This is a genomic window from Bradyrhizobium sp. NBAIM18 (assembly GCF_020193825.1).
In the GTDB taxonomy this organism is placed as follows: domain Bacteria; phylum Pseudomonadota; class Alphaproteobacteria; order Rhizobiales; family Xanthobacteraceae; genus Bradyrhizobium; species Bradyrhizobium yuanmingense.
The window spans coordinates 67356-91299 of record NZ_JADYVO010000010.1; the positions used below are offsets into that span (position 1 = coordinate 67356).

At 66.1% G+C, this 23944-nt stretch carries 18 protein-coding genes; 10 read left to right on the forward strand and 8 right to left on the reverse strand.

Translation table 11 applies throughout. From position 1 onward, the window contains the following. Window positions 1-177 precede the first annotated feature (177 nt). Window positions 178-2793 carry an autotransporter outer membrane beta-barrel domain-containing protein gene (locus I6F17_RS22290; RefSeq protein ID WP_225129841.1) on the forward strand — a complete coding sequence of 872 codons (2616 nt, stop codon included), beginning with the start codon at window positions 178-180 and terminating at the stop codon, window positions 2791-2793. Window positions 2794-2801: 8 nt separating this feature from the next. Here the strand turns inward: I6F17_RS22290 and I6F17_RS22295 are convergent, their stop codons facing one another. Further along, complete coding sequence (locus tag I6F17_RS22295) at window positions 2802-3788, reverse strand: tripartite tricarboxylate transporter substrate binding protein (protein ID WP_225129843.1); 987 nt, start codon at window positions 3786-3788, stop codon at window positions 2802-2804. Window positions 3789-3929: 141 nt separating this feature from the next. On the opposite strand from I6F17_RS22295, the gene I6F17_RS22300 reads away from it, so the two are divergent. Continuing rightward, window positions 3930-4187: a hypothetical protein gene (locus I6F17_RS22300; RefSeq protein ID WP_225129845.1), complete on the forward strand. Its 258-nt coding sequence runs from the start codon at window positions 3930-3932 to the stop codon at window positions 4185-4187. 183 nt (window positions 4188-4370) lie between these two features. Here the strand turns inward: I6F17_RS22300 and I6F17_RS22305 are convergent, their stop codons facing one another. After that, window positions 4371-5306, reverse strand: coding sequence for a LysR family transcriptional regulator (locus I6F17_RS22305; protein WP_036036387.1), 936 nt, complete (start codon window positions 5304-5306; stop codon window positions 4371-4373). 116 nt (window positions 5307-5422) lie between these two features. On the opposite strand from I6F17_RS22305, the gene I6F17_RS22310 reads away from it, so the two are divergent. Both I6F17_RS22310 and wrbA read left to right on the forward strand, forming a co-directional pair. Then, window positions 5423-6121 (forward strand): pirin family protein, encoded by a 699-nt coding sequence (locus tag I6F17_RS22310; protein ID WP_035997400.1) that lies wholly within the window; start codon window positions 5423-5425, stop codon window positions 6119-6121. A 45-nt stretch (window positions 6122-6166) separates the two neighbouring features. After that, complete coding sequence (gene wrbA / locus I6F17_RS22315; RefSeq protein WP_057028278.1) at window positions 6167-6766, forward strand: NAD(P)H:quinone oxidoreductase; 600 nt, start codon at window positions 6167-6169, stop codon at window positions 6764-6766. 66 nt (window positions 6767-6832) lie between these two features. Here the strand turns inward: wrbA and I6F17_RS22320 are convergent, their stop codons facing one another. The 4 genes from I6F17_RS22320 to I6F17_RS22335 all read right to left on the reverse strand — a co-directional run bounded on the left by I6F17_RS22320 (window position 6833) and on the right by I6F17_RS22335 (window position 11392). Beyond that, entirely contained in the window at window positions 6833-7717 is an 885-nt protein-coding gene (locus I6F17_RS22320) for a methyltransferase (RefSeq protein ID WP_225129847.1), read from the reverse strand. Window positions 7718-7790: 73 nt separating this feature from the next. Then, on the reverse strand, window positions 7791-8936 hold the full coding sequence (locus I6F17_RS22325; protein ID WP_225129849.1) for a GNAT family N-acetyltransferase: 1146 nt from the start codon (window positions 8934-8936) through the stop codon (window positions 7791-7793). Continuing rightward, the gene (locus I6F17_RS22330; RefSeq protein ID WP_225129850.1) at window positions 8933-10285 is read right to left on the reverse strand and encodes an O-antigen ligase; all 1353 of its coding nucleotides are present in this window, start codon (window positions 10283-10285) and stop codon (window positions 8933-8935) included. Before I6F17_RS22330 ends, I6F17_RS22325 begins: the two co-directional genes overlap by 4 nt. Window positions 10286-10288: 3 nt before the next feature. Beyond that, window positions 10289-11392, reverse strand: a complete 1104-nt coding sequence (locus tag I6F17_RS22335; protein WP_225129852.1) for a glycosyltransferase family 1 protein — start codon at window positions 11390-11392, stop codon at window positions 10289-10291. Window positions 11393-11641: 249 nt separating this feature from the next. Here I6F17_RS22335 and I6F17_RS22340 point away from each other — a divergent pair, with 249 nt between their 5' ends. Beyond that, a complete protein-coding gene (locus I6F17_RS22340; protein ID WP_225129855.1) occupies window positions 11642-12628 on the forward strand; it encodes a glycosyltransferase in 987 nt (328 codons plus the stop codon). A gap of 11 nt (window positions 12629-12639) precedes the next feature. Here I6F17_RS22340 and I6F17_RS22345 read toward each other — a convergent pair whose 3' ends face one another. Next, on the reverse strand, window positions 12640-13668 hold the full coding sequence (locus tag I6F17_RS22345; RefSeq protein WP_225129857.1) for a glycosyltransferase: 1029 nt from the start codon (window positions 13666-13668) through the stop codon (window positions 12640-12642). Window positions 13669-13990: 322 nt separating this feature from the next. Between I6F17_RS22345 and I6F17_RS22350 the strand changes: the two genes are divergently transcribed. The 5 genes from I6F17_RS22350 (at window position 13991) to I6F17_RS22370 (ending at window position 19833) form a co-directional block, all read left to right on the forward strand. Then, the gene (locus I6F17_RS22350) at window positions 13991-14791 is read left to right on the forward strand and encodes a methyltransferase (RefSeq protein WP_225129860.1); all 801 of its coding nucleotides are present in this window, start codon (window positions 13991-13993) and stop codon (window positions 14789-14791) included. Between the two features lie 291 nt (window positions 14792-15082). Then, entirely contained in the window at window positions 15083-17458 is a 2376-nt protein-coding gene (locus I6F17_RS22355; protein WP_225129862.1) for a GumC family protein, read from the forward strand. Beyond that, entirely contained in the window at window positions 17451-18254 is an 804-nt protein-coding gene (locus tag I6F17_RS22360; protein ID WP_036036361.1) for a WecB/TagA/CpsF family glycosyltransferase, read from the forward strand. The genes I6F17_RS22355 and I6F17_RS22360 overlap by 8 nt, the downstream gene beginning before the upstream one ends. A 19-nt stretch (window positions 18255-18273) precedes the next feature. Further along, window positions 18274-19266, forward strand: coding sequence for a UDP-glucose 4-epimerase GalE (galE, locus tag I6F17_RS22365; protein ID WP_225129864.1), 993 nt, complete (start codon window positions 18274-18276; stop codon window positions 19264-19266). 225 nt (window positions 19267-19491) lie between these two features. After that, window positions 19492-19833 (forward strand): hypothetical protein, encoded by a 342-nt coding sequence (locus I6F17_RS22370; RefSeq protein WP_036036357.1) that lies wholly within the window; start codon window positions 19492-19494, stop codon window positions 19831-19833. Here the strand turns inward: I6F17_RS22370 and I6F17_RS22375 are convergent. Next, window positions 19807-23913, reverse strand: coding sequence for a GAF domain-containing protein (locus I6F17_RS22375; RefSeq protein WP_225129867.1), 4107 nt, complete (start codon window positions 23911-23913; stop codon window positions 19807-19809). The genes I6F17_RS22370 and I6F17_RS22375 overlap by 27 nt on opposite strands. Window positions 23914-23944 lie beyond the last annotated feature (31 nt).

The window sequence follows — 23944 nt, forward strand, 5'->3', positions numbered from 1 at the left end:
TGTGAAAAGCGCGACTGGAACCATGGCAGCTCCCGCTGACGCCTTGGTCAGTGGCGCCCCAGCAACAGGGCAGAAGCAAACCGGCGCCTTGCGCCTTTCGCCATAAGGCATTTCGCCTGACGCCAAGAAGCATGACGGCGTTCCCGCTAGCAATGGGCTGCAATGAGGGGAATGTCGATGCCGACTGCAAGACCGGTCTGTGCGCAAAACGTCGCCACGGCCGCAATCTTTCGCCGCAAGCTGCTGGTCACCACCGCGCTGGCGCCCCTCGTGCTTGCCTTCCCGGTCCTGACGTCCAGCCCGGCGCGCGCCGCCTGCACCGTGGCAGGCACCGGCACGATCGGCGCGCTCAATTCGGGTGATGTCGCGACCTGCACCGGCCTCGGCAACACCGATCACATCAACGCCACCGGCGGCACCAACGTCACCGTCAATGTCGGCGACGGCACGACGACATCGCTGCTGCCCGGCGCCGGCATACCTGCGATCGTTTTCGACGGCACCATCGCCTCGCATGTCACCGTCAACAATCAGGCGACAGCCTCGACCTACAGCGGAGCGGTCCTGCTCTCCAACGGATCGACCCACAACAATGTGACGGTCGCCGCCGGTGCGATCGCGGAGGGTACGGGCAACGCCGAAGCAGCCATCGTCATCGACAATTCGAACGACAACCTCCTCAACATTCGCGGGGCGGCCGTCGGCACCGGCGCAAACACGACGGGACTCCGGATCAGCGGGACATCGAGCGGCAATGTCGTCCTCGTCTATGACAGCGGATCGATCGGCGGCGGCCATACCGGCGTGCAATTCATCGCCGGCGGCAATTCGCTCGTCAATGGCGGCACGATCTCCGGCGGCTTCTTCCTCGCCATCCAGGGCTCTTCCGGCAGCGACACCATCTTCAACGCCGGCACCATCTCGGGCGGCGGCAGCGGAGCGATCGAGCTGAATGGCGGCGATGATCAGCTCGGCCTCGCGCCGGGCGCGACGATCACCGGGAATGTTCGCGGCGGGAGCGGTACCGATACGCTGAACTTCGGCAGCATTGGCAGCGCCACGTTCGACCTCGGCAATCTCGGCCCCGGCCTGCAATCTGACGAGTTCGAGGAACTGAAGAAGAACGGCAACTCCGTCTGGACGCTGACCGGCACCACCGCCTTCAACGGCGCGACGACAGTGGACGCGGGCGGCCTGATCGTGAACGGCACATTGCCCTCGGTCGTCACGATCAATGGCGGCTATCTCGGCGGCACCGGCACCGTCGGCGGAATCGTCGTCAACAATGGCGGCATGGTCGCGCCCGGCAATTCGATCGGGACGCTCAACGTCAACGGCAACGTCGCCTTCAATGCCGGCTCGACCTTCCAGGTCGAGATCAACCCCGCCGGCCAGTCCGACAAGATCGCGGCAACGGGCACCGCGACGCTCAACGGCGGCACGGCGCAGATCGTGCCGCTCGGCGCAGGCTTTATCGCCAATACGCAATACACCATCCTCTCGGCGGCCGGCGGCGTCAGCGGCACGTTCGCAACGCTCACGAGCTCCGGCAGCCCGCTGGTCACAGGGCAGCTCAGCTATGACGCCAACAACGTCTATTTCCTGCTGCAGCAGATCGGCGGCTTCGGAACGTTGTCGGGGCTGACGCCGAACCAGGCCGCGGTGGCCGGCGCACTCGACCAGGCACAGTTCGGCGGCGCATCGGGACCGCTGGCCACTGCGATCAACACACTCGCCGCGCTCAATACGCCAGGCGTCAAGGCCGGCCTCGACGACCTGGCCGGACAAATCCACGCCGATGGACGCCGCTTCGTCGCGGATCAAGCCGACATGTTCCAGAGCTTCATGTGGAATGCCGGAACGCAATCGCGCGGCGAGACCGTTCGGATGACCGCGTCCGCCTATGCGCCGGAGCCCACGGACCCGATCGGCAAGGCGCTGAGCCGCCGCCGCGCGGCGCCGATGCAGAGCGTCTGGTTTGGCGGCTATGGCAATTGGGACAAGGTGGCCGCGAGCGACATTGCCTTCGGAACCAACACGACCATCGCCGGCGCCGCGCTCGGCGCCGACCTCTGGCACATGCCGGGCTTTACGGCAGGCCTTGCGGTCGGCGCATCGACCGGCCAGCTGCGCATGGCGGGCCGCGCCGACCGTATCGAGGCCAATGCCGGACATGCCGGCCTCTACGCGCGCGGCGAAGCCGGCGGCTTCAATCTCGCGTCCGCCATCAGCTATTCCTTTGCGGCACTCGACTCCTCGCGCACGATCGCGTTCCTCGGCGAAACGGCGACCGCCGCCTCGCGCGCAAACACCTTTGCCGCTTCGCTCGGCATCTCGCGGCCGTTCCAGACAGGATGGGGTCTTGTTGCCGAGCCCTTTGCCAAGGCCGACTGGTACGCGACACGCCAGGGAAGTCTTTCTGAGGCCGGTGCGCCGGGGGTGAATCAGCTGGTGCGGGGCGGCAGTTTCGATCTCGGCTATGGCACGGTCGGCCTGCGTGGTAGCCAGCGCATGATGATGCCGAATGGCCACGCGGCACAGTTCGGCGCGACCATTGCCGTTCGTCATGAGTTTACCGGCAGCGCGGCAACCGCGACGGCGGCGCTGGAAGGCGCACCCGGCATTCCGTTCGCGATCACCGGCGTCGAGCGCGCGCGCACGGTGGCGCTCGCCGGCGCCGAAATCCGGTGGGATCTGACGACCGCGACATCGTTCAAGGCCTCGTACGAGGGCGCGTTCGCGCCGGGATACGACCGTCACACGCTGCGCGGCCTGGTCCGCAGCGAATTCTGAATCTCGCCCTACTCCACCTTGCCGATCTTCTTCACCGCCGCAATCAGGCGCGCGCTGTCGGCGGCGATGAACTGCGCGAAGGCCGGCGCGTCCTGATAGGCGACGAGACTGCCCGAGGTCTCGAACGCCTTGAGGACGTCGGGACTCGCCATCACCTGTGCCATCGCCTCGCGCAGGCGGGTCGCGATCGGAGCGGGAAGAGCGCTCTGCGCGAACAGCCCGGCCCAGATGTAAAACTCGACATCCTTGTAGCCGAGCTCCTGGAAGGTCGGCAGGTCTGGGAAGCTGGCGATGCGCTGCGCGCCGCAATTGCCGAGCACGCGCAGCCTGCCGTCGTCGACCTGCGGCTTCAGCGTGCCGGGTGCGGCGGCGATCGCCTGCACGGTGCCGCCGAGGATCGCGGTCAGCGCAGGACCTGCGCCGCGGAACGGCACGTGCAGCAGCTTGATGCCCGCGCTGCTCGCGAACATCTCCATGGCCACATGCAGCGTGCCGTACGGCCCGGACGAGCCATAGGCGATCTGGCCCGGCCGCTTCTTCGCATCATCGACGAAATCCTGCGCGGTTCTCCAGGGCGCCGAGGCCGGCACCGCGAGCAGCGTGGGATCGGCGAGCACGCGCGCGATCGGCATGAACTGCGAGACCTCGTAGGCGACGGGTCGGTCGAACAGCCGGTCGGCCTCGGGGAGCACCGCGAGCGAGGACAGCGTCATCAGCAGCGTGTAACCGTCGGGCTCAGCACGCGCGGCCGCGGCATTGCCGACCGATCCGCCGCCGCCTCCCGCCCGGTTGTCGACGATCACGGGCTTGCCGAGAATTCGCTCCAACGCCGTCGCGACCGGTCGCGCAGCGAGATCGGCCTGTCCGCCGGCCGGGAACGGCACGATCATGGTGATGTTGCGCGCCGGATAGGTTTGCGCGAAGGCAATGTCCGGCCAGGCAGCCCGCAGCAACGGCAATGCCGCAGCGGCGCGCAAGAGATCGCGTCGATCCATGGTGGTCCCTCCCTGATTTTCTTGTTTCGCCAGCCTAACGTGGCGACCGGCAAGGACAAGTCGTTTACCAGGCGTTAGCCATGTCCGGGGTGGCCAGGAACGCCGACGCGGAGCCGCCGTTGGCCTTCCAGGGAGTGAGTGATGCACAATCTTGGAACCATCGACCTCGCCTTGGACGAGATGCTGGTGAATCTCGCGGCGATCGTGTTGCGGCTTTCGACGCCCGAATTGACGAAAACGCCGGAAGCGCGGCGCGCGCTGGCGCGATCCGTCCATCAATATGGGGTATGCGCGGCGCGGTCGAGCGACCCACGCGTTCACGAATTGAAGGCACAATTGGAGGGGACGCTGAAGCCGAGCCTGCGCGTTGTCGCGGTCCATGGCGTGAAGGTGTCGTAGCAGTTGGTGGGCACGCTTCGAGCGGTCATCCCGGACAAGCGTCAGCGCAGATCCGGGATCCATAACCACAGGGCGCTTTCGTTGCGCGAAGCAGGTCACTCCGAGTCCCCATAGCCACACTGCCTGTGGCTATGGGTCCCGGATCGGCGCGCGCGCTTTGGGCGCGCTTGTCCGGGACGACAGTTACCCTGCCTTCACACCTTTCTTCGGCCGGCGCTTGCACGTGCCCGGCAGCTTGGCTGCGAGGAAATCGGCGAGCGCTTCGACGCGCGCGGGGCGGGGGCCGCCTGGCGGGGTCACGAGGTGCACGGCGCCTTCCGCCTGCTTCCAGTCCTTCAGGATGACTTCGACCTCGCCCGACGAGATCGCCTCACCGACGATGAATTCCGGCAGCTCGGCGATGCCGAGCCCCGCGATCAACGCCGGCATCACGGCTTCGCCGTTGTTGACGCGAAGCTGGCCGCCCGGGCGCACGCTGGCCTGCTCGCCGGCCGAATTGGTGTAGTGCCAGGCGTTGGGCGTGGAGAGATAGGCGTAGCTGAAGCATTTGTGTGCGGCGAGATGCATCGGGTGCGTCGGCCGGCCATGCTTCTTGAGATAGGACGGCGCGGCGACCGTGTACCGCGGCATGGTGAAGAGCCGCCGCGCGATCAGCGAAGAGTCCGGCAGCCGCGCGATCCGCACCGCCATGTCGAAACCTTCGCCGATCAGGTCGACGGTCGCATCGCTCAAATGCAGATCGACGGAGACTTCCGGATAGGCCTGGAAGAACTCGGGCAGCAGCGGCGCCACGGCCTTGATACCGAACGTCATGGGAACGGCGAGCCGCACCAGGCCGCGCGGCGCCACCGACTGCGCCAGCGCCTCGTTCTCGGCGGCCTCGCCGTCGGCCAAGAGGCGCGTCGCGCGTTCGGCGAGCTTGTGGCCGGCATCGGTCAGCGCGAGCCGGCGCGAGGTGCGGTTGAACAGCCGCGCGCCGAGCCGCTCCTCCAATCGCGTGACCGCCTTGGACACCGTGGCCTTTGACATCCCAAGCTCGCTCGCAGCCCCCGCAAAAGATCGCAGCTCCACGACTTTGGCGAAGATCGCGAGCGCTTCGAAGTCTGGGAGCTTTGCCATGGCAGTCGATCCTGATGGGGCATTTAGAGAAACAATGCGTTTCAACAGTTTCTATTTCTATACCACAGGCGAAGGCTTATCCAACAGATCAATCGGGACATCAAGGAATTGCACAGATGATCGAACTCAGACCTTTCGCGAAGCTCGGCGGCGCCGATCACGGCTGGCTCAAGGCCAAGCATCATTTCTCGTTCGCTGGCCATTACGACCCGAACAACATGGGCCACGGCGCCTTGCGCGTGTGGAATGACGACGAGATCGCGCCCAACACCGGCTTTCCCGCCCATCCCCACGCCAACATGGAAATCATCACCTATGTGCGCGAAGGCGCGATCACCCATCAGGACAGCCTCGGCAACGAGGGCCGCACTGAAGCGGGCGACGTGCAGGTGATGAGCGCCGGCAGCGGCATCCGCCACTCCGAGTACAATCTCGAGCCGACCAGGACGCGGATCTTCCAGATCTGGATCGAGCCGGCGATGCGCGGCGGACAGCCGACCTGGGGCTCGAAGCCGTTTCCGAAGGCAGACCGCTCCGGCAGGCTCGTCACCATCGCGAGCGGCTTTGCCGGCGACACGGACGCACTGCCGATCCGCGCCGATGCCCGGGTGCTCGCCACCACGCTGAAGGCGGGCGAGAGCGCGGAGTATGAGCCGCAGACGTCGCGGCATCTCTATCTGGTGCCGGCGGCAGGCGCCGTCGAGATCAACGGCGTCCGCGTCAATGCCCGCGACGGCGCCGCGATCCGCGACGAGGCCAAGCTGAAGATCACGGCGCTCGAAGATTCCGAGCTCGTGCTCGTCGACGCGGCGTGACGATCAAGCAACCAATCACCTCACCCAATCCCAACGGAGACCACCATGACCAAAGTTCTTGTCCTCTATTATTCCGCCTATGGCCATATCGAAGCGATGGCGAATGCCGTCGCCGAAGGCGCGCGCGAGGCCGGCGCGACCGTTGACATCAAGCGCGTGCCCGAGCTGGTGCCGGCCGAGGTCGCGAAAGCCTCCTATTACAAGCTCGACCAGGCCGCGCCGGTCGCCAAGATCGAGGACCTCGCCAATTACGACGCGATCATCGTCGGCACCGGCACCCGCTTCGGCCGCATGGCCTCGCAGATGGCGAACTTCCTCGACCAGGCCGGCGGGCTCTGGGCCAAGGGCGCGCTGCACGGCAAGGTCGGCGGTGCCTTCACGGCCACCGCGACCCAGCACGGCGGCCAGGAGACCACGCTGTTCTCGATCATCACCAACCTGCTGCATTTCGGCATGGTCGTGGTCGGCATGAATTACGGCTTTGCCGGCCAGATGAAGCTCGACGAGGTCACGGGCGGTGCGCCCTATGGCGCCACCACGATCACCGGCGGCGACGGCAGCCGCCAGCCCAGCGCCAACGAGCTCGCCGGCGCGCGCTATCAGGGCCGCCAGATCGCGGAGACCGCCAAAAAGCTGCATGGCTGATGCAACCCGGGCGGCATTCTCAGTCGGGGAATGCCGCCCCAATCCGGAATTGGGATACGGTCACCGCTAAATCTGCGTGATGTCGGCGTGAGGCCGAACCGGCTCCGTCGGTAGAGGTGCGGGCGCCGTCGAAAGCCACCAGCCCTCGCCGGCAAACCAGCATGTCTCGTCGGGGACGCCCTCTCTCCGCAACGACTGCACCCCTTCCCAACCTTTCGTGAACGCTTCGCCCAATCGCCGGCCGGCCTCGGCATCCTGCAATCCCGCGCAGCCGATGAATTGGGCGCGACTGAGGAATTTCGCCGGCCAGATTTCACCGTCATCCGGCCGCGTGATCATCAACATGCCGCCGTACATGCCTTCGGGCGCGAGCGGAAACACCAGCCGCCCGCCGGGCCGCAGCGCATCGAGCCATTCCGGCGCCGGCTGTGCCGCGCCCGCGCAGACATAGATCACGTCGGCCTCCGGCAGATCCGCCGCGATGCCCGACCGTCCGCGCACGTCCACATGGGCGACGTCCTTCAGATTATCGCGCGCAAGTCCCGCCAGACGTTCATCGATCTCATAGGCGTGAACGCGGCCGCCGGGACCGACGAGATACGCCAGAATGGCGGTGTAATAGCCGCTGCCGGCGCCGATCTGGACCACGGTCTCGCCTTCCTTCACGGCGCAGCCGCTGAGCCAATAGGCGTGCGCTCCGGGCATGCCGATGTTTAGACCGCGCGCCGGGTCCAGCGCCAACAGTGCGTTCTGATAGAGGAAGGCGGGATCATCGTCAGGCGTGACCACATAGGGATGACCGCCGAGACAGATCGACCACGGCCCGGGCCCGGCGAACGGCTCGCGCCTGACGGTCCGAAAGGCCTGCTCGAGGCGAGGGTCCGCAGCCTTCGCCGCCGCGCTGATCAACTGCGCATAGAATGCACGATATTTGGCCGAACGGTCTTCCATGTCGCCTCCGCTATTGCGGCGACGATAACACATCGAGCGCGATGTTCGAGTGACCTTGCAACCCTGCGTGGCGTCAGCGCGCTCCCTTGCCCATCGCCCTCGCCGCGAGGGAGGCGAGCTTCGGATAGCGCCGAAGGCCCTGCGCGGCGTGATCGCGCCAGGCGAAGGGCAGGCCGCGCCAGGACAGCGCGACGCTGACATCGGTCAGCGGCACCCTCTCGGCGCCGAGGCGCCGCTTGTAGTCCTGATTGCCGATGCTGAGGTCGAAACGGCGCAGGCCTTGCGCATGCAGCGCCGCCAGGGTGCGCTCGGTGACGAGCAGACCCGGCGAGCAGCTCGACCATTGATCGCCGCCATGGCTGATGCGCAGCAGGACATAGGTCGCGCCATGCTTGACGCCGAGCGCGGTGGCGACAATGCCTTCCTCGCACACCAATGCCGAGACCATGGCATAACCTCCCGCGAGGCCCCGGCGGACGACCTCGCGATAGAATCGCGCATGGGTCTCGTCGTTGAGAACGAACCGCGAGCCGAGCTTTTGCATGCGTGCCTGCTGCTGGAGATCCATCACGTCCAACAGCTCGTGCGCACGCCCGACGTCGGGGGCGATCTCGAACCGCGCACCGGCAAGACGGCTGAAGACCCGCCAGCAGCGCGGCATCTGCAGGCGCTTGATCGCGGCCTGATAGCCGCCATAGTCGTCGCCCATCAACACGAGATTGCCGTTGAGCGAGGATGATCCGATCCGGCCGAGCGATACCAGCGGATTCGGCTTGCCGCCGACCTCTGCCGGCATCTTCTTCAGGCGGAGCAGATCGAGACGATCGGGCAGCGCGCGCAACGCGCCGATCAGCGCCGTGTTGATCGCGTCCGCCGTTCCCGCATCCAACGAGGCATCGAGCGCCAGGATCGGTGCGTTGTTGTCGGAGACGCCGAGGTCCGCGAACTCGACGATGCGGATGCCGCGCCTGACATGGCTGATCATCGGCACGACTGCGATGTCCTTGCCGGTGGCAGCATCGGAGATCACGGCGATCAGTGGCCCGACGTCGTGAAACGACTCGTACCAGGCGCCGAGCCAGTTAGCATGCTGGAAGGCGGTGCGGTGCCCGGCGCTCAGGCGCGAGGCCGCGTGCCGCCAGTCACGCAGGAAATCGACCGCAATGGCCGACGCGCTGGACGCAAAATCGTCGGGCTGATCAACGCTGAGGAAGGTCATGCGCGGGGCTCGGTCTGCTCGATGCATTGGAACCTCGCCAGGAAGTGCAGGCCGGCCACCGCCAGCGCGAACATGAACCAGATCGGATTCTGTCGTTCGAGCAGGAAGGTCTCGGTGGCACCGTAGTACAGGCCGAACAGCCACACGGTCAGGAACAGCTTGGCCAGTGCGCCACTGCGGCTGTGAGCCTGCGCTGTCTGGAAATTGCGGAGCGGGGCGAGCACGAAGATGAGGATCACCAGCAGCAGCCCCGGCAGACCGATCGTGACCGCGAGATCGAGGTAGCTATTGTGGCTGTGCGCCGCCGATGTCGCCCATTCGGCTCCTTCCGCGGTGGCCCGCGCACTCACGTCGTCCCAGAACGCAGAATAGCCGTGGCCGATGATCGGCTTCTCGGCGACGGCCGCGAGCGCGAAATCCCAGATCGCGGAGCGCCCGGTGAAGGTGGGATCGAGCGGAAGCAGCCGTGTCATCTCCGCCAGCACCGGACTGACGACACTGCCGACGGTCAACAGGTTCATCGCAATCAGCGGCACGAAGCAGATGAGCCGCTTCAGCCACAGGCTTGGCGTGACATAGACCAGCGAAGCGAGCACGTAGATCGCAAGGCACAGCACCGAGGACGTCTTGCCGCCGGTGAAGATCAGGAAGGTGCCGGCCAGCACGGCGATCACAGGCCCCATCACGAACGAGCCGACGGCGGACAGGTAGATGCCGACATAGACCAGGATGGTCATCACGGCGGAGGCGATGTTCTTGTGGCCAAAGCTGCCGCGCCAGTCGCCGGCAAGCTGCGGCTCGGTGACGTCGAGCGCCGTGTGGACCGCATATTGCGGCGCGAGGAAGACGCCGAGATAGCACAGCGCGAGCAGCACGAGCGCGGCGCCGCCCAGGCAAAGGTTGAAGCTGCGCCGCGTCGGCGGCAGCAACGGCAACACGATGGCGAGCGACGTCACGCTGACCGTGAGCACGAATCGCTGCATCGAAACGCCGCGGCTTTCGGAGAACACGATGTTGATCACAAGCCAGCCCAGCAGGCAGAGATGCAGCGGCGTCACCAGGCTCTTCAGCGCGGGCGCATCGGTGGCAGCGACACACAGGATAGCGACCGCAGCCAGCAGGCCCCAGGCGATATAGGTCAGCGCCATTCGTCCGCCGACGATCATGGTGACGTCGGGATTGCGCAGGTCCGGGAACGGATCGAGTGTCACCAGCACCAGCAGCAGCGCCCCGACCGCGACGAGGCAGCGCGCCACCTGCACGGCATCGAGCCCTGCGAGGCGATCACGCAGGATATAGCCGAACGAACGGGCCTCGACGTCGGTCATGTTGGCGGCACTGCGGTCCATGGCTCAAGACATTTGGTAACGCCGGCGAAGCTTGGGGTCGCGGCTCAACCCTTCCGAGGCTTCGTCAACGGGCCTTGCGGAGGTCTGCGACATCGCGGGCTGCCGCATGATGCTCCGCGCGATCTCGTAATATTGCAGCGCCCGTTGCTCCAGCGTGAGATTGTCCAGGATGTAGCCGCGCGGATCGAACGCGCCCGCGGTGCACCCGGCCCAGAAATTGTCCCAGCCCGCCTCGAAGCCGGCGATGTCGGTGAACTTGACGCCGCAGCGTTCGTCCCAGTACGGCACTGACGACACCGGCGCGAACTGCACGCGGTGCGGATAATAATCGCGGTCGCGCCATGGCCCGCCCGGATCCCAGGCAAACACCGGGACGCCGCACGACAAGGCCTGCTGATAGGCGATGCCCTGGCTCTCGCTCTGGCACAGGAAGATCATCGCGCGCGAACGCGCGAGCGCAGCCTGATAATCTGCCTCCTTGTAGCTGCCGTAGCGCAGCTCCGTGAACGAGCGGCCTTCCCTGACGAGCCGGGCGCGCACGGGCTCGATCATCTCCGGCGCGTAGCGCTCGCGATCCCAGTGCACCTTGTCGTAGATCAGGACATCGACGGTCTTTTGGGCTCGAGCCGACGGCGCCCAGAGATTCGTGTCGATGCCGACAGGCCAGGCCTCGGTGTCGGGCCAGTATGGACGGTACATATCGACGTACCAGGGACCAGGCACCACGACCTTCTTCACCGGCAGGCGCTTGAATAGATCAGGGTCGTCGAGCGGATGATTGTGGGCGGCAGCGCCGAGCAGGATCGGGTTCTTCCATACGAACTTGTCGAGCAGGAACGTGCGCCCGACGATACAGGCAAGCTCGTCGGGATGTTCCGCGATGTAACCGTAATCGTTGACGCGGTAGCGGATGCCGAGCCGGTCGAGCCCCGCACAGAGATTGAGGAACACGCGCAGCTGGCCACTCATGCGCGGCTCGCCGAGCAACAACCGGCGGGCGATGCGACGCAGATGCCGGTCGCCCGGAAACCAGCGGTCATCCTTGTCCTCGTAAAAGAGGTTCAGGATCATCGTATCGGGGCCGTGTTCGAACCTGTTTGCGGGCACGGGATTCCATCCGCGGCATTCCGATGCGTATTCTCGCACGGGACAGGCCGCCGCACTCTTCCAAATTTGCCACAGGCTTAATGCCAGCGGCTTAACGTTATTCTACGAAACCGGCGGCACACGGCCCTTCTCGGCAACGGTTCGAGCGCAATGCGAGTATCATGCGCGCACGCTGGACTTGTAGATCGCCCGCGTTACCAGCGCGGCACATGGGTCCTGGTTAACGGATCATTAAAGGCGAGCCGTAGCTTGATCACCGCTGAAGAGGTTCTCGAACTGCCAGCCGCCTCCCGCGCGGCAGCGCCGGCGCGCTTTCCGCTTCAGGTCGGCTCGACCACACCGGTATCGGTCATCATTCCGGCCAAGAACGTTGCGGCCTATGTCGGCGAAACGCTCGCCAGCGCTCTGGCGCAGCGCGAGGTGACCGAGGTGATCGTCGTGGACGACGGCTCGGACGACGAAACCGTTGCGATCGTCCGCGGCATGCGTGACCCGCGGCTGCACTTGTTCCGCAACGATTCCGCGGGCGTATCGGCCGCACGCAACCTCGGCGCAAGACAGGCAAGCGGCGAGTGGCTGCTCTTCCTCGATGCCGACGACCGCCTGCGCCCCGGCGCGGTAGCGGCGCTGCTCGCTGCAGCGCGTGGCGCGCCGCGCGCCGTTCTCGTCTATGGCGATTACAACACCATCGACAGCGAAGGCCGCCAGATCGGCCGGCGCGGCCTGTTGAAGGGGCGCCGGAAGCCGTCCGGAGACGTGCTGACGCGGCTCGCCGCCGGCAATTTCATCGTCAATGGCGGCATCGCGCTCGCACGCGCGGAAGCTTTCCGCGCCATCGGCGGCTTCGATACGTCCCTCAAATATTGCGAGGACTGGCATTGCTGGTGCCGCCTCGCTGCGATCGGGGAGTTCGCGTTCGCGCCGGAGTTGCTGCTCGATTATCGTCTTCACACCGCCAACACCATGAACGCCGCGGTCCGGACGCCGAGGGACTTCTTCCCGGCCATCGCGCGGGTGTTCGATGACGGGTTGATCCTGGCGAGATTGCCCGAGCACATGACAGCCGGGCTGCGCCTTGCCGCCGAGATTCATCTCGTCACCTACTCGGCGATGCAAGCGGTCCGCTTCGGCAGGTATCGCCAGGCGTTCGCTTATCTCGCGATGATCGGCCGCCAGTCGCTCAAATCGCTGCCGCGCTCGGCAATCCGGGTCGCCCTCGCCCGTTTCGGTATCTAATCCTCGCCGCGTCAGGACGCGATCTTCGAGGCCTCGTAAGGCTTCGGCTCGAGGCCGAGGGCCGCCAGGGCGGCGCCAGACGCAACCATCACGGGATGCATCGCGACGACGGCTTTCGACGACGGCAACAAGGCGGCGGCGCGAAGCAGCGACAGCGGCAAGCGGCCCAGCATCTGCGCAAACACCCGCGCCCGCGCTGCTGCGCTCGGGGCGGCTTTGTACTGCACACGATAATTGATCGCGCCGATGCGCAAGCCGCGCTTTGCGATCCAGCCGAGGCTGGTGCGGCTACGCGGCACGGTCTCGGTGATGACGGCCTCCGCCGTCCAGTGGAACAGCATACCGGCGTCACGGCACCGCACGAAGAAATCACAATCGCCGCCGCCGAGAAAATTGAAGCGCAGGTCGAACGCGGGACGGTCGAACCGCTCGAAGACGGCACGCGTGATCAGGCAATTGCCGCAGCCGTAGATCAGCGGCACCGCACCGCTGTAGTCGTAGGCGGGACAGAAGGCGGGATGACGCGAAAGCCAGGGCTTGCTGTCGTCGTCGAAGACCGGCAGCACCGGCCCGCCGACCACGTCGGCGCCGGTCGCCTCCGCGGTGCGGACCATCAGCTCGAGCCAGTCGCTTGATGCGATCTCGTCGTCGTCGATCATCAGGAAACGGTTAGCGGCGGGAAACAGCTGCTGCGCCGTCTCGAAGGCAGCATTGATCGCCTGGCAATTCCCCTGTCGCTTCTCGATGAGGCAGACGCCCTGGAGTCTTCCAGCGGCCAGAAACTCCGCGGCAACCGGCGCGCTTTCGCGCCGCACCGCATCGTTCTCGACCATGACGACGGCAAAGGAGCGCGGAGTGCGCTGGTTCGCGAGCGACTCCAGCGTCAGGCGCAGGTGTTGCGGACGACGGAAGCAGGGAACACAGACGATGATGCCGACCGACAGGTCGATGACGCGAGAGCTCGCCACGATCTCCCGGTTGGGATCGCGCACGGCAGCCGCAATCCGGGCCGCAGACAGGTCTGTCGGGATCAATGTCATGAGGTCTAGATGTCCGAGATGTATTGAAGAATCCCTGCTTCGATCGCGCGTCCCACGACGGCACATCGCCGCGGGACGGATGCGTCTCAAAATGGACGGCTGCCGCGCGGTACATAGCCACCAAGTTCGCCGCGCGTCATGCTGCAATTGGCGGTCCATGCGCCGGCAACGCTCCAACATGAACAATACCGTAGTTAATGCGCATGCGCATTAACCGGGCCGTAAGCACTGCGATCGGTGAGATGGTGCGGCATCGGATTTGCTCTTCGGGCAGGCGCATTTTTTCCTGTAAATTTGAATAGAACAAGCGCGGTCAGAATCCATGAACAAGCCAGCCCCGATCGATTTCGCGACAGCCACGGCGATCCAATTCCCCGCGGCTGCACCATATGCCGAGGCGCTCCATGATCTCGTTCCCGGCGAAGCCCGCGACAGCCTGCTCGCCGTCCACGACGTGCTGTGCCGCGAGCTGCCGCAGGGCCGGCTCGCGATTTATGAGGCGGGCGGCGGCTCGTGCAGCGTTCTGCCACCGGAATTGCTGAGCCGCAGCAAGGTCACCGTGGTCGACATCGACGAGGACCAGGTCCGCAACAACACCTACGCCGACGAGTCGATCCTCGGCGACGTCCAGACCTACCGCTTCGCCCGCGACACTTTCGATCTCGTGATCTGCTACAACGTGATCGAGCACTTGCCCCATGTCGACGCCGCGCTCCTGAACTTCCGCGATGCGCTGAGGCGCGGCGGGATGATCCTGATCGGCGCACCGAATCCGCGCTCGCTCTCCGGGGTCGTCACCAAATATTCGCCGCACTGGTTTCACGTCTGGTTCTACCGGCACATCCGCGGCATCAAGGACGCCGGCCTGCCGGGCGAGCCGCCGTTCCCGACGTTCTTCCATCCGCTGGTGACGCTGCCCCGGCTGGAAGCATTCGCGGCCGCCAACGGCCTCGAGATGATCTATCGTCGTGAGGTCGAAAGTCCGCGCTATCCCGAGATGCGCCGGCGCAAGCCGCTGGTTGCGGCCCTGGTCGACGCCGGCGCCGCGGTGCTCAATGCCGTGCTGCCGCGCGGCACCGACGTCCGCCGCGGCGACTATCACGTCATCCTTCGGAGGATCTGACGGCGATGGCACGTGCGCGGCCCACCAACGGACGAACGACGGCTCGCGGCCATGCTGCGCGCGGTAACGAACCGTTAATTCCTGGAAGCGGCGGGTATCGCGGGCGTCATAGGGACGCGCCGAGGGATGGCATGCGCTTAAACGCTTTGTTTGCCATTTCGGTGAATAGTCCCTCAATGAGTATGGTTAATTTTCCCTGTTGCGTTGATTGGGCACCTATATCCCGGGTGCGTGGCGTAAAGCGAAGAGTAACCCCTCAGCCCGCGGCACTTGGAATGAAAGCTGGGGATCATGCTTGATTATAGCCAGCCGATCGATCGAGCCAGACCAGAGGCCGAGCAACGGAAGCCTCAGGCCGGCTTCAACGTGCTGGAGCTCGCCCATCTGCTCTGGCGGCGGAAGGTCGCGATCGCCGCGGCCGCCCTGCTCGGTGCGGCGCTTGCCGTCACCATCGGCAAGAGCGTGACGCCTCGCTACACCGCCACCGCTCAGCTCTATGTCGACCCGCGCGAGCTTCAGCTCGTCGACCGCGAGCTCACGCCCCGGGCCCAGGACGTCACCGGCATGGCCATGGTGGTGGAGAGCCAGGCGCGCCTGATCACCTCCAACAGCGTGCTGCTCCAGGTGATCCAGCAGGCCGGCCTCGACAAGGATCCGGAATTCGGAGGCGGTGAGGCTCGGAGCCTGATGTCGTCGCTGCTCGGCCTGATCGGCCTGCAGCCGCGCGCGCCCTCCGCTGCGGAGAAGAGGGAAGTGGAGCTCGCGGCGCTCGATGCGTTGAACAAGCACATCGCGATCCGCAAAACCGAGAAGAGCTTCATCGTCGACATCGAGGTCTGGTCGACGGATCCCGCCAAGGCGGCGATGCTCGCCAACACGCTGACCAATGCCTATCTCGCCGAGTCCCGCAAGTCGCAGGCTTCGGCGGCACGGCGCGCCACCAACGATCTCTCCAGCCGCCTGAATGAGCTGCGCGACCGGCTGCGTAACGCCGAGACCGCGCTGGCGACCTACAAGGCCCAGAACAATTTCGTCGGCACCCAGGATGCGCTGATCAGCGATCAGCAGCTCTCTGCCAGCAACCAGCGGCTTTCCGCGGCCCGCGCGGCGACGATGGACGCGCAGGCGCGGCTCGACCAGATCGAGGCGAGCCGCCGCACCGCTGCCGATGCCGGCGCGATTCCGGAGGCGCTGCAATCGCCGACCATTGCGAATTTGCGCGCGCAATATGCGGACGCCCGCAAGAAATATGCGGAGCAGGCCAGCGAGCTCGGGCCGCGCCATCCCGCGCTGCGCCAGACCGAGAAGCAGGTCGAGGACCTCAAGCGCACCATCAACGAAGAGATCGACCGCTTCGCCCAGTCCGCCAAGAACGATTTGACGCGCGCCCGCGACTACGAAGCCTCGCTCAACCGGGCGCTGGAAGCGCAGAAGCGGCAGAGCGTTCAGCTCAGCCAGGCCGCCGTGCGCCTGCGCGAGCTCGAGCGCGAGGCCGACGCAAGCCGTGAGGTCTATCAGTCCTTTCTCAAGCGCTCCCGCGAGACCGAGGAGCAGGAGAGCCTGAACACCTCGGCCGCCCGCATCATCGGCGAGGCGACGGTGCCGCAGCGGCGCTCGTTCCCGCCCGCCATGAGCCTGTTCGCCATGATCGGCTTCATCTTCGGGGCGATCGCAGCATCGAGCTGGTTCGTCGTGGCAGATTTGCTTTTCGCCGGTGCAGCCGCGCCCGCGACGCCGACACCCGCCCGGCGTGAGCGCTCGCCGGCGCCGCAGGCGTCCCGAGCACCGGAGCTCCCGCGCGCTGCGGAGGTTGCTCAGCCGCGCCAGGCCCCGCGCGCTCCTGAAGCTGCGCCGTCCATGCCGGAACTTGCCGCGCCCCCGCTGCAGCCTTCGATGGTCGAGCAGCCAGCGATCGAGAAGCCGCTGATCGCACGCTTCCAGGAGGCCGACGTCATCCATACGCTCGGCGCCATACTTCCCACCGGCGGCGGCGTCGATCTCACGCGGCTTGGTTGGCCGACGCTGCGCCCCGGCTTTCCCATGACGAGCTTGCTCAACGCCTGGCGCGACATGCGCGCCGCGGTGACGCGGCGCGCCGGCGCCAAGGCGATGCCGGTCGTTGCGCTCGTCGGCACCGGCAAGACCAGCGGCCGCAGCGTGGCCGCGCTGAACTTCGCGCTGGCGGCCGCACGCGACGGCGCCTGCGTGCTGATGATCGATGCCGACCATCAGGGGCGCTCGCTCACGAACAGGGTCATCCGTCCCGGCAAGAGCGAGCCGAGCAGGCTCGGCTGGCTCTCGATCGGCAGCAAGGACGCGCGCGAGATCAAGACGGTCAACGGCATCTCGGTGCTGCCGGCCGCCGAAGGCGACGCCGGCAAAGCCGCCGATGCCATCCACAAGGCGATTGTGCAGGCCCATTCCGCGGGCGGCTATGATCTCGTGATCCTCGACGGCCCGGCCATTCCGCTCGCGGCCGGCGGCCGCAAGCTGCTCGAGGACATCGACTCGCTGGTGGCCGTGCTGCCGACCAGCCTCGACGTCAACGACAGCCTGGAAGAGATCCTAGCCGCGCTCGGCCCGGCCGAGCGCAAGCTCGTCGGCGTCGTGCTCGACGAGCTCACCCCTGCAATGCAAACGCGCCAGCGAGGCAGACAATATGCTTGAGCGCCGCGTCAACCTCGACGGACGGGCAGCAACTGCCGAGGTGCCGAGAATCACCGTCGGCGGACTTCGCATGGCCGCGATCGACCTGGAAGAGACCGCCGATTTCATGATCGAGGCGACGAATCCCGACCATCGCATCGGCCGTCCGCTGTTCCTGACCTCGGCCAATGGCGAGGTGCTGGCGCGCTGCTCGACCGAGCCGCAGACCGAGCAGCTGTTCCGTGCCGCCGATTTGATCAACGCCGACGGACAGCCGCTGGTCGCCGCTTCAAAGCTGCAATCCTGGTTCCCGCTGCCGGAGCGCGTCGCAACCACGGACCTGTTCCACGTCGTCGCGCGCAAGGCCGAAGCCGCCGGCCGCACCTTCTACATGTTCGGCGCAAGCGAGGCCGAGAACGCCGCGGCGGTCGCGAACGTCCAGAAAATGTATCCACGTCTCAAGATCGTCGGGCACAGCCACGGCTATCTGCGCGGCGAGGCGCTGCGTGCCAAGGTCGAGGAGATCAACGCCCTGGCACCGGACTATCTGTGGGTCGCGCTCGGTGTGCCCAACGAACAGGCATTCGTGAAGGAATTCACGCCGCATCTGACCAATGTTGGCGTCATCAAGACATCCGGCGGATTGTTCAACTTCTTGTCAGGCAGTCGTTCCCGCGCGCCGCAATGGATGCAGAAGATCGGGCTCGAATGGGTCTGGCGCACCCTGCTCGAGCCGCGCCGTCTGCTCTGGCGTTATTTGACCACCAACCCCCGCGCGCTCTATCTTCTCTTCAGCCGCAACCGCCCCCTCCGCTAAGAGAAGAGCAGAATACGACATGACCGACCGACCGACCGTCCTCGTCACCGGGGGCGCTGGCTATATTGGCTCGCATGCCTGCCGTGCATTGTCCGCCGCCGGCTATCAGCCCGTCGTTTATGACAATCTCTCGACAGGTCATCGCAGCTTCGTATCGGGCCCGCTGGTGACGGGCGATCTGCTCGACGGCGCGGCGCTGGCGCGCGCCTTCGCCGACCACAAGATCACGGCGGTGATGCATTTCGCGGCGGCGAGCCTCGTCGGGGAATCCATGACCGACCCGCAGAAGTATTACATCAACAACGTCCAGGGCACGCTGTCGCTGCTGCAGGCGATGCGCAACGCGGGCTGCCATCGCATCGTGTTCTCCTCGACCGGCGCCGTCTACGGTAACGCCGATTCCAAGGCGCTACCGGAAGACTTTCCTTGCGCGCCGATCAATCCTTACGGCGCGTCGAAATTGATGATCGAGCGCATGCTCGCCGATTACCGCACGGCCTATGGCTTCGGCGCGTTCTGCCTGCGCTATTTCAACGCCAGCGGCGCCGATCCGGCCGGTGGCATCGGCGAGCTGCGCGACAACGAAACCCACCTCATTCCCCGCGCGATGATGGCGCTTCAGGGCCATGTCGAGTTCGCGGTGTTCGGCGACGATTACGACACGCCCGACGGCACCGCGATCCGCGACTACATCCATGTCACGGACCTTGCGGCGGCGCATGTGGCGGCCTTGAGGCTTCTGGAGCAAGGCCATGCCGGCGGCAGCTTCAATCTCGGCACCGGCTCCGGCTTTTCCGTGCGCGAGATCCTCGACGCCATCAGGCAGGAGACCGGGCGCGAGGTGCCGCACACGATCAAGCCGCGCCGCGCCGGCGATCCCACCTTTCTGGTCGCCGATCCCTCTGCTGCAAGAAAGGTGCTGAACTTCGTGCCGCGTCACTCCGACCTGCCGACGATCGTCCGCACGGCCTGGGCCTGGCACCAGAAGGCGCATCCGTTCAGGCCGCGTTAGGCAATCGCGGCTCCGATCGCTTGCTTGCCGTGCCCTGCAGCGGCTAGAATGACTTGTCGCGGCTGCGCCGGCACATTGCCGACAGCCGCGCGATCCGCATTGCCGACGGCGATGTCGGCCTTTCATGGTTCGGTTCGCTTGCACGAGCCGATTTTTCCGAGCGACGTGACGATCTAGTCAGCGTGTCGACCCGTCGTCGGACGCGATTCCGGGAGCATCGACCACATGCATCAGGCTGCCCGCCTGGAATTCGAGCGCGTGATGGAGGAGTTCGTCCGCTGGCATGTGGTGCCGGAGAACGAGCGTTCGCCCGCGCCCGCCTGGTGGTGGGGGCCCGCGATGGCCGTGGTCGACGACCAGGAGCCGATGAGCGCAACAAGCTGCTGCGCGTTGAACGTGAGCGAAGGGACGAGCTTCGCCGAGGGCGCGCGCGCCATTCTCGCGCTGTTCACCGAGCAGACGTCACTGACCGGTCCCCAGGACTTTCCGAGCAAGTCCGAGGGGGAAGAGCACGAGGTGCGCGAGCTGCACCCGCAGCCGTCAGACGACAGCGCGTTTCAGCCCTGAGCCTGCGTCTTCGCCGGTCGCTTCCGGCTGGAGCGGCGGCGCGACGGGCAGCGCCATGGGCCGCAGCAGCTCGCCCATCTGCCGCGCCGGCAGCGGCTTAGAGATCAGGAAGCCCTGCATCTCGTCGCAGCCATGGGCGCGCAAGAATGCCTCCTGCTCGGCGTTCTCGACGCCTTCGGCGACGACGGTCATGCCGAGGGCCTTGCCCATGCTGATGATCGCCTGCGCGATGGCCTGATCCTCCGAATCCTGCGGCAGGTCGCGCACGAAGGAGCGGTCGATCTTGATCGTGTCGATCGGGAAGTGCTTCATCAGCGACATCGACGAATAGCCAGTGCCGAAATCGTCGATGGCGAGACGGATGCCACGGCTCTGGATGGAGTCGAGCACCTTGAGCGCGCGGCCGACATTGCGCATCATCATGCTCTCGGTGACCTCGAGCTGGAGCAGCACCGGCGACATGCCGGAGGCCGCCAGCGCCTCGTCGACGTCCTGCAACAGATGCTCGTCCGCAAACTGCCGCGGCGACAGGTTGACCGCCATCGACAGCGGCAGCAGGCCGCGGCGCTGCCAGGCCATGGCCTGCGCGCAGGCCTCTTTCAGCACCCAGCGGCCGATCGGCACGATCAGCCCGGTTTCCTCCGCGAGCGGAATGAACTGTGCCGGCGAGACGTTGCCGAGATCGGGATGCGCCCAGCGCAGTAGCGCCTCGACGCCCGTGATCTGACCCGTCGCCATGTCCACCTTGGGCTGGTAGTTGAGCGAGAACTGCTCGCGCTCCAGCGCGCGGCGCAGCGCGCTCTCCAGCGACAGCCGCTCGATCGACTGCGTCTTCACCTCGTTGGAGAAGAAGCGATAGCCGTTCTTGCCGTCCTCCTTGGCGAGGTACATCGCCATGTCGGCGTTCTTGGTCAGCGTCTGCGCGTCGGAGCCGTTGGCCGGATACATCGCGATGCCGATCGAGGCGGTGGAATGGCACTCGTGGCCGGCCAGCTGCATGGGCTCGGCGAGCGCGGCGAGCAGCCCGGTGGCGATGCGCTGGACGTCCTCGATCTCGCCGCACTGGTCAAGGATCACCACGAACTCGTCGCCGCCGAGGCGCGCGACCACGTCGCTCGCCCGCAGGGCGCCGCGCAGGCGGTTCGCCACTTCGAGCAGGAGCAGGTCGCCCGCCTCGTGACCCAGCGAATCGTTGATGACCTTGAAGCGGTCGAGGTCGATGAACAGCACCGCAAAGCGGTGATCGTGGCGTTGCGCCGCGTCGATCGCCTCGCGCAAGAGCCCGTTGAAGGTCTCGCGGTTCGGCAGGTCGGTCAGGCTGTCGTGCGAGGCGAGGTATTCGATACGCTCGTCGGCCTTGTTCTTCTCGTCCGCGCGATCGAAATTCTCCATCGCGAAGGAGACGTTGTCGGCGAGGCGCTGCAGCAGGTCGACGAATTCGGGCGTGAAGGTCGCCGGTTCGGTGGACATGTAGATCATGACGCCGACCGCGTGGTCATGCGCGATCAGCGGAAACGCGGCCCCCGACCGCGCGCCGTCGCCGCGCACGATGGCGTGGAAGGCGCTCACGCGGTCGTCGTTGAGATAGTCGTTGCTGATGCAGGGCTGGCGCGTGCGGAACGCCGTGCCGCTCATCCCACGTCCTTCGGGCCGCTCCGGATCGACGGAGAGCCGCACATTACGGGTGGTGTCGGCGGACGGGCCCGCGCTCGCTACGATTTCCAGCCGATCACTGCCGGCCCTTGCCAGCGCGATCGTGGTCGAGGTGAACTTGGCGCCGTTCGACGCCGCAAGGCAGACGAGGTCGAACAGCTCGGCCCGCGACTTCGCGCGCATGATCGCCTCGTTGGTCGCGCTCAGCGCCGCGAACATGCGCGTCAGGCGCTCCTTCTGCGCTTCGGTGCGGGCCTTCTCCTCGGCGCGCTCGAAATTGTCGAGTGCGAAGGAGACGTTCTCCGCGAGCCGCCCGAGCAGCTCGACCAGATCGGGCGTGAACGTATTCTCTTCCGGTGCGAGGAAGAGCAGAATGCCGACCGGTTCCCGTCCCGCTCTCAGAAGCGGGAAGCTCGCCGCAGCCCGCGTTCCATCCTCGATGGCCTGCGCGCGCCAATATGCGGAGCGCGGCTCGTTCAGATAATCGTTCATCACACTGGGCCGGCACGTCCGCAGCGAGGTGCCGATGATGCCCTGGCCCTCGGGATGGTCGGCGGAAATGATGCAGGTACGCCCGCTCATGCGCTCCTGCAAGCGTCCCTTGACGGCAACGACGCGGACGACTTCGCGTGCTTCGTCGATGATGCCGATCGTCGCCGAGGCGAACACGTCGCCGAGCACGGCCGCCTGGCAGGCCGCGTCGAACAACTCCTCGCGCGTCTTGGCGCGCATGATGGCTTCGTTGGTTGCGCTCAGCGCCTCGAACATTCCGCTCAGACGATTGCGCTGCTTGTCCGCCCGCGCCTTCTCATCGGCACGGTCGAAGCTTTCGAGCGCGAAGGCGACGTTGGCCTGAAGCCTGCGCAGCAGCTCGACGAGCTCCGGCGTGAAGGTGCCGCGCTCCGGGGAGTTGAACAGAAAGACGCCCTCGACCCGGTCGCCGTTGAACAGCGGCAAGGCCGCGGAGGATGCGATGCCGGTGCGGCGGGCGCTGGCCTGCCAGGGCGCAATGCGGTCGTCGGCGAGCACGTCGTTGCTGACGGCGGGCTGGCGCGTGCGAAACGCGGTGCCGGTCAAGCCGCGCCCTTCGGGCACCTGGTCGGAGGTGGAGAACGTGAAGTTGCGAACCTGATCCGCATTCGGCCCGTAGCAGGCGGCGACGCGCAGCAGCCCGGTCTGATGGTCGACCAGCGCGACGGTGGCCGAGGTGAACTTTGCTCCCGTTGCGGTCGCCTCGCAGACGAGGTCGAACAGCTCAGCCCGCGACCGTGCCCGCAGGATCGCCTCGTTGGTGGCGCTGAGCGCCGCATACATGCGCGCCAGGCACTCTTCTTCGGCGGAGATCCGGGCTTTCTCGGCCTCGCGGCCGAAATTCTCGATCGCGAAGGACACGTTCTCGGCCATGCGCAGCAGCAGCGCGACGATCTCCTCGTCCTTGGCCCAGGACCGGCTGATGAAGAACAGCAGCACGCCGACGCTCTCGCCGTGCCTGATCAACGGCGCGACCACGCAGGCGGCGACGCCGGTGTTGACGTTGGCCTGCTCCCACGGCGTGCCCCTGGTGCGGCTGGCGAGATCGTCCTCGACGATGGCTTTCTGCGTCCTGAACACCTCGCCCGATATGCCCTTGCCGTAAGGGCTCTCCGGATCGACCGAATAGCGTGCCTGGGTGACGAGATCGAGGTTCTGCCCGGTGGCGGCGACAGGCTTCATCCAGTGCGAGTCCGGCTCGCGAAGCAGCACGATGGTCGCCAGCGACTTGCCGCTGTGGACCGAAGCGTCGCACACGAGCTGGTATAGCTCCCGCTCGGTCTTGGCGCGCAGGATGGCTTCGTTGGTGGCGCTGATGGCGCCGAACATGCGGTTGAGCCGCCGCGTCGCCCGCTCGCTGGTCTGCCGCGCGGTCTCACGGGCGAAATTGTCCAGCGCGTAGGAAATGTTCGCCGACATGCGCTCGAACAGTGACACCATCTGCTCGTTCAGCGAGTTGGCCTCGCTCCGCGTCACATACAATACGCCGACGCTCTTGCCATTGCAGAGCAGCGGCAGCGCCGCGGCCGCACCGATATGCGCCTTGGCGGCGCCTTCGCGCCACGCCAGCGAGCGCGGATCGTTCAGATAGTCGTTGCTGACGCACAGCTTCTGATCGCGAAACGCCTCGCCGCCGACGCCGGACCCTTCAGGCGTCCCGGCTTCCGTCGTGATCACGATCGAGCGGAGCCGCGCAATGTCATCGCCACAACCGGCCGCGTAGCGCAGCCTTCGGCCGTCCGGCTCGACCAGGAAGACGGCAACGGCCAGAAAATCCCCGCTCGAAAACCCGGCGTCGCAGACCTTCTGGTACAGCTCCTCCGGCGATCTCGCGTACAGGATCGCTTCATTGATGGCGCTCAACGCCGCAAAGGTGCGCGCGAGTGTCGTCGGCACGATCTCAGCTCCCGGGCATTTCTGCCTATTT

Coding starts and splice junctions, on each gene's coding strand:
- I6F17_RS22290 (WP_225129841.1), top strand. CDS start 178: ATGCCGACTGCAAGACCGGTCTGTGCGCAAAACGTCGCCACGGCCGCA.
- I6F17_RS22295 (WP_225129843.1), bottom strand. CDS start 3,788: ATGGATCGACGCGATCTCTTGCGCGCCGCTGCGGCATTGCCGTTGCTG.
- I6F17_RS22300 (WP_225129845.1), top strand. CDS start 3,930: ATGCACAATCTTGGAACCATCGACCTCGCCTTGGACGAGATGCTGGTG.
- I6F17_RS22305 (WP_036036387.1), bottom strand. CDS start 5,306: ATGGCAAAGCTCCCAGACTTCGAAGCGCTCGCGATCTTCGCCAAAGTC.
- I6F17_RS22310 (WP_035997400.1), top strand. CDS start 5,423: ATGATCGAACTCAGACCTTTCGCGAAGCTCGGCGGCGCCGATCACGGC.
- wrbA (WP_057028278.1), top strand. CDS start 6,167: ATGACCAAAGTTCTTGTCCTCTATTATTCCGCCTATGGCCATATCGAA.
- I6F17_RS22320 (WP_225129847.1), bottom strand. CDS start 7,717: ATGGAAGACCGTTCGGCCAAATATCGTGCATTCTATGCGCAGTTGATC.
- I6F17_RS22325 (WP_225129849.1), bottom strand. CDS start 8,936: ATGACCTTCCTCAGCGTTGATCAGCCCGACGATTTTGCGTCCAGCGCG.
- I6F17_RS22330 (WP_225129850.1), bottom strand. CDS start 10,285: ATGGACCGCAGTGCCGCCAACATGACCGACGTCGAGGCCCGTTCGTTC.
- I6F17_RS22345 (WP_225129857.1), bottom strand. CDS start 13,668: ATGACATTGATCCCGACAGACCTGTCTGCGGCCCGGATTGCGGCTGCC.
- I6F17_RS22350 (WP_225129860.1), top strand. CDS start 13,991: ATGAACAAGCCAGCCCCGATCGATTTCGCGACAGCCACGGCGATCCAA.
- I6F17_RS22355 (WP_225129862.1), top strand. CDS start 15,083: ATGCTTGATTATAGCCAGCCGATCGATCGAGCCAGACCAGAGGCCGAG.
- I6F17_RS22360 (WP_036036361.1), top strand. CDS start 17,451: ATGCTTGAGCGCCGCGTCAACCTCGACGGACGGGCAGCAACTGCCGAG.
- galE (WP_225129864.1), top strand. CDS start 18,274: ATGACCGACCGACCGACCGTCCTCGTCACCGGGGGCGCTGGCTATATT.
- I6F17_RS22370 (WP_036036357.1), top strand. CDS start 19,492: ATGCATCAGGCTGCCCGCCTGGAATTCGAGCGCGTGATGGAGGAGTTC.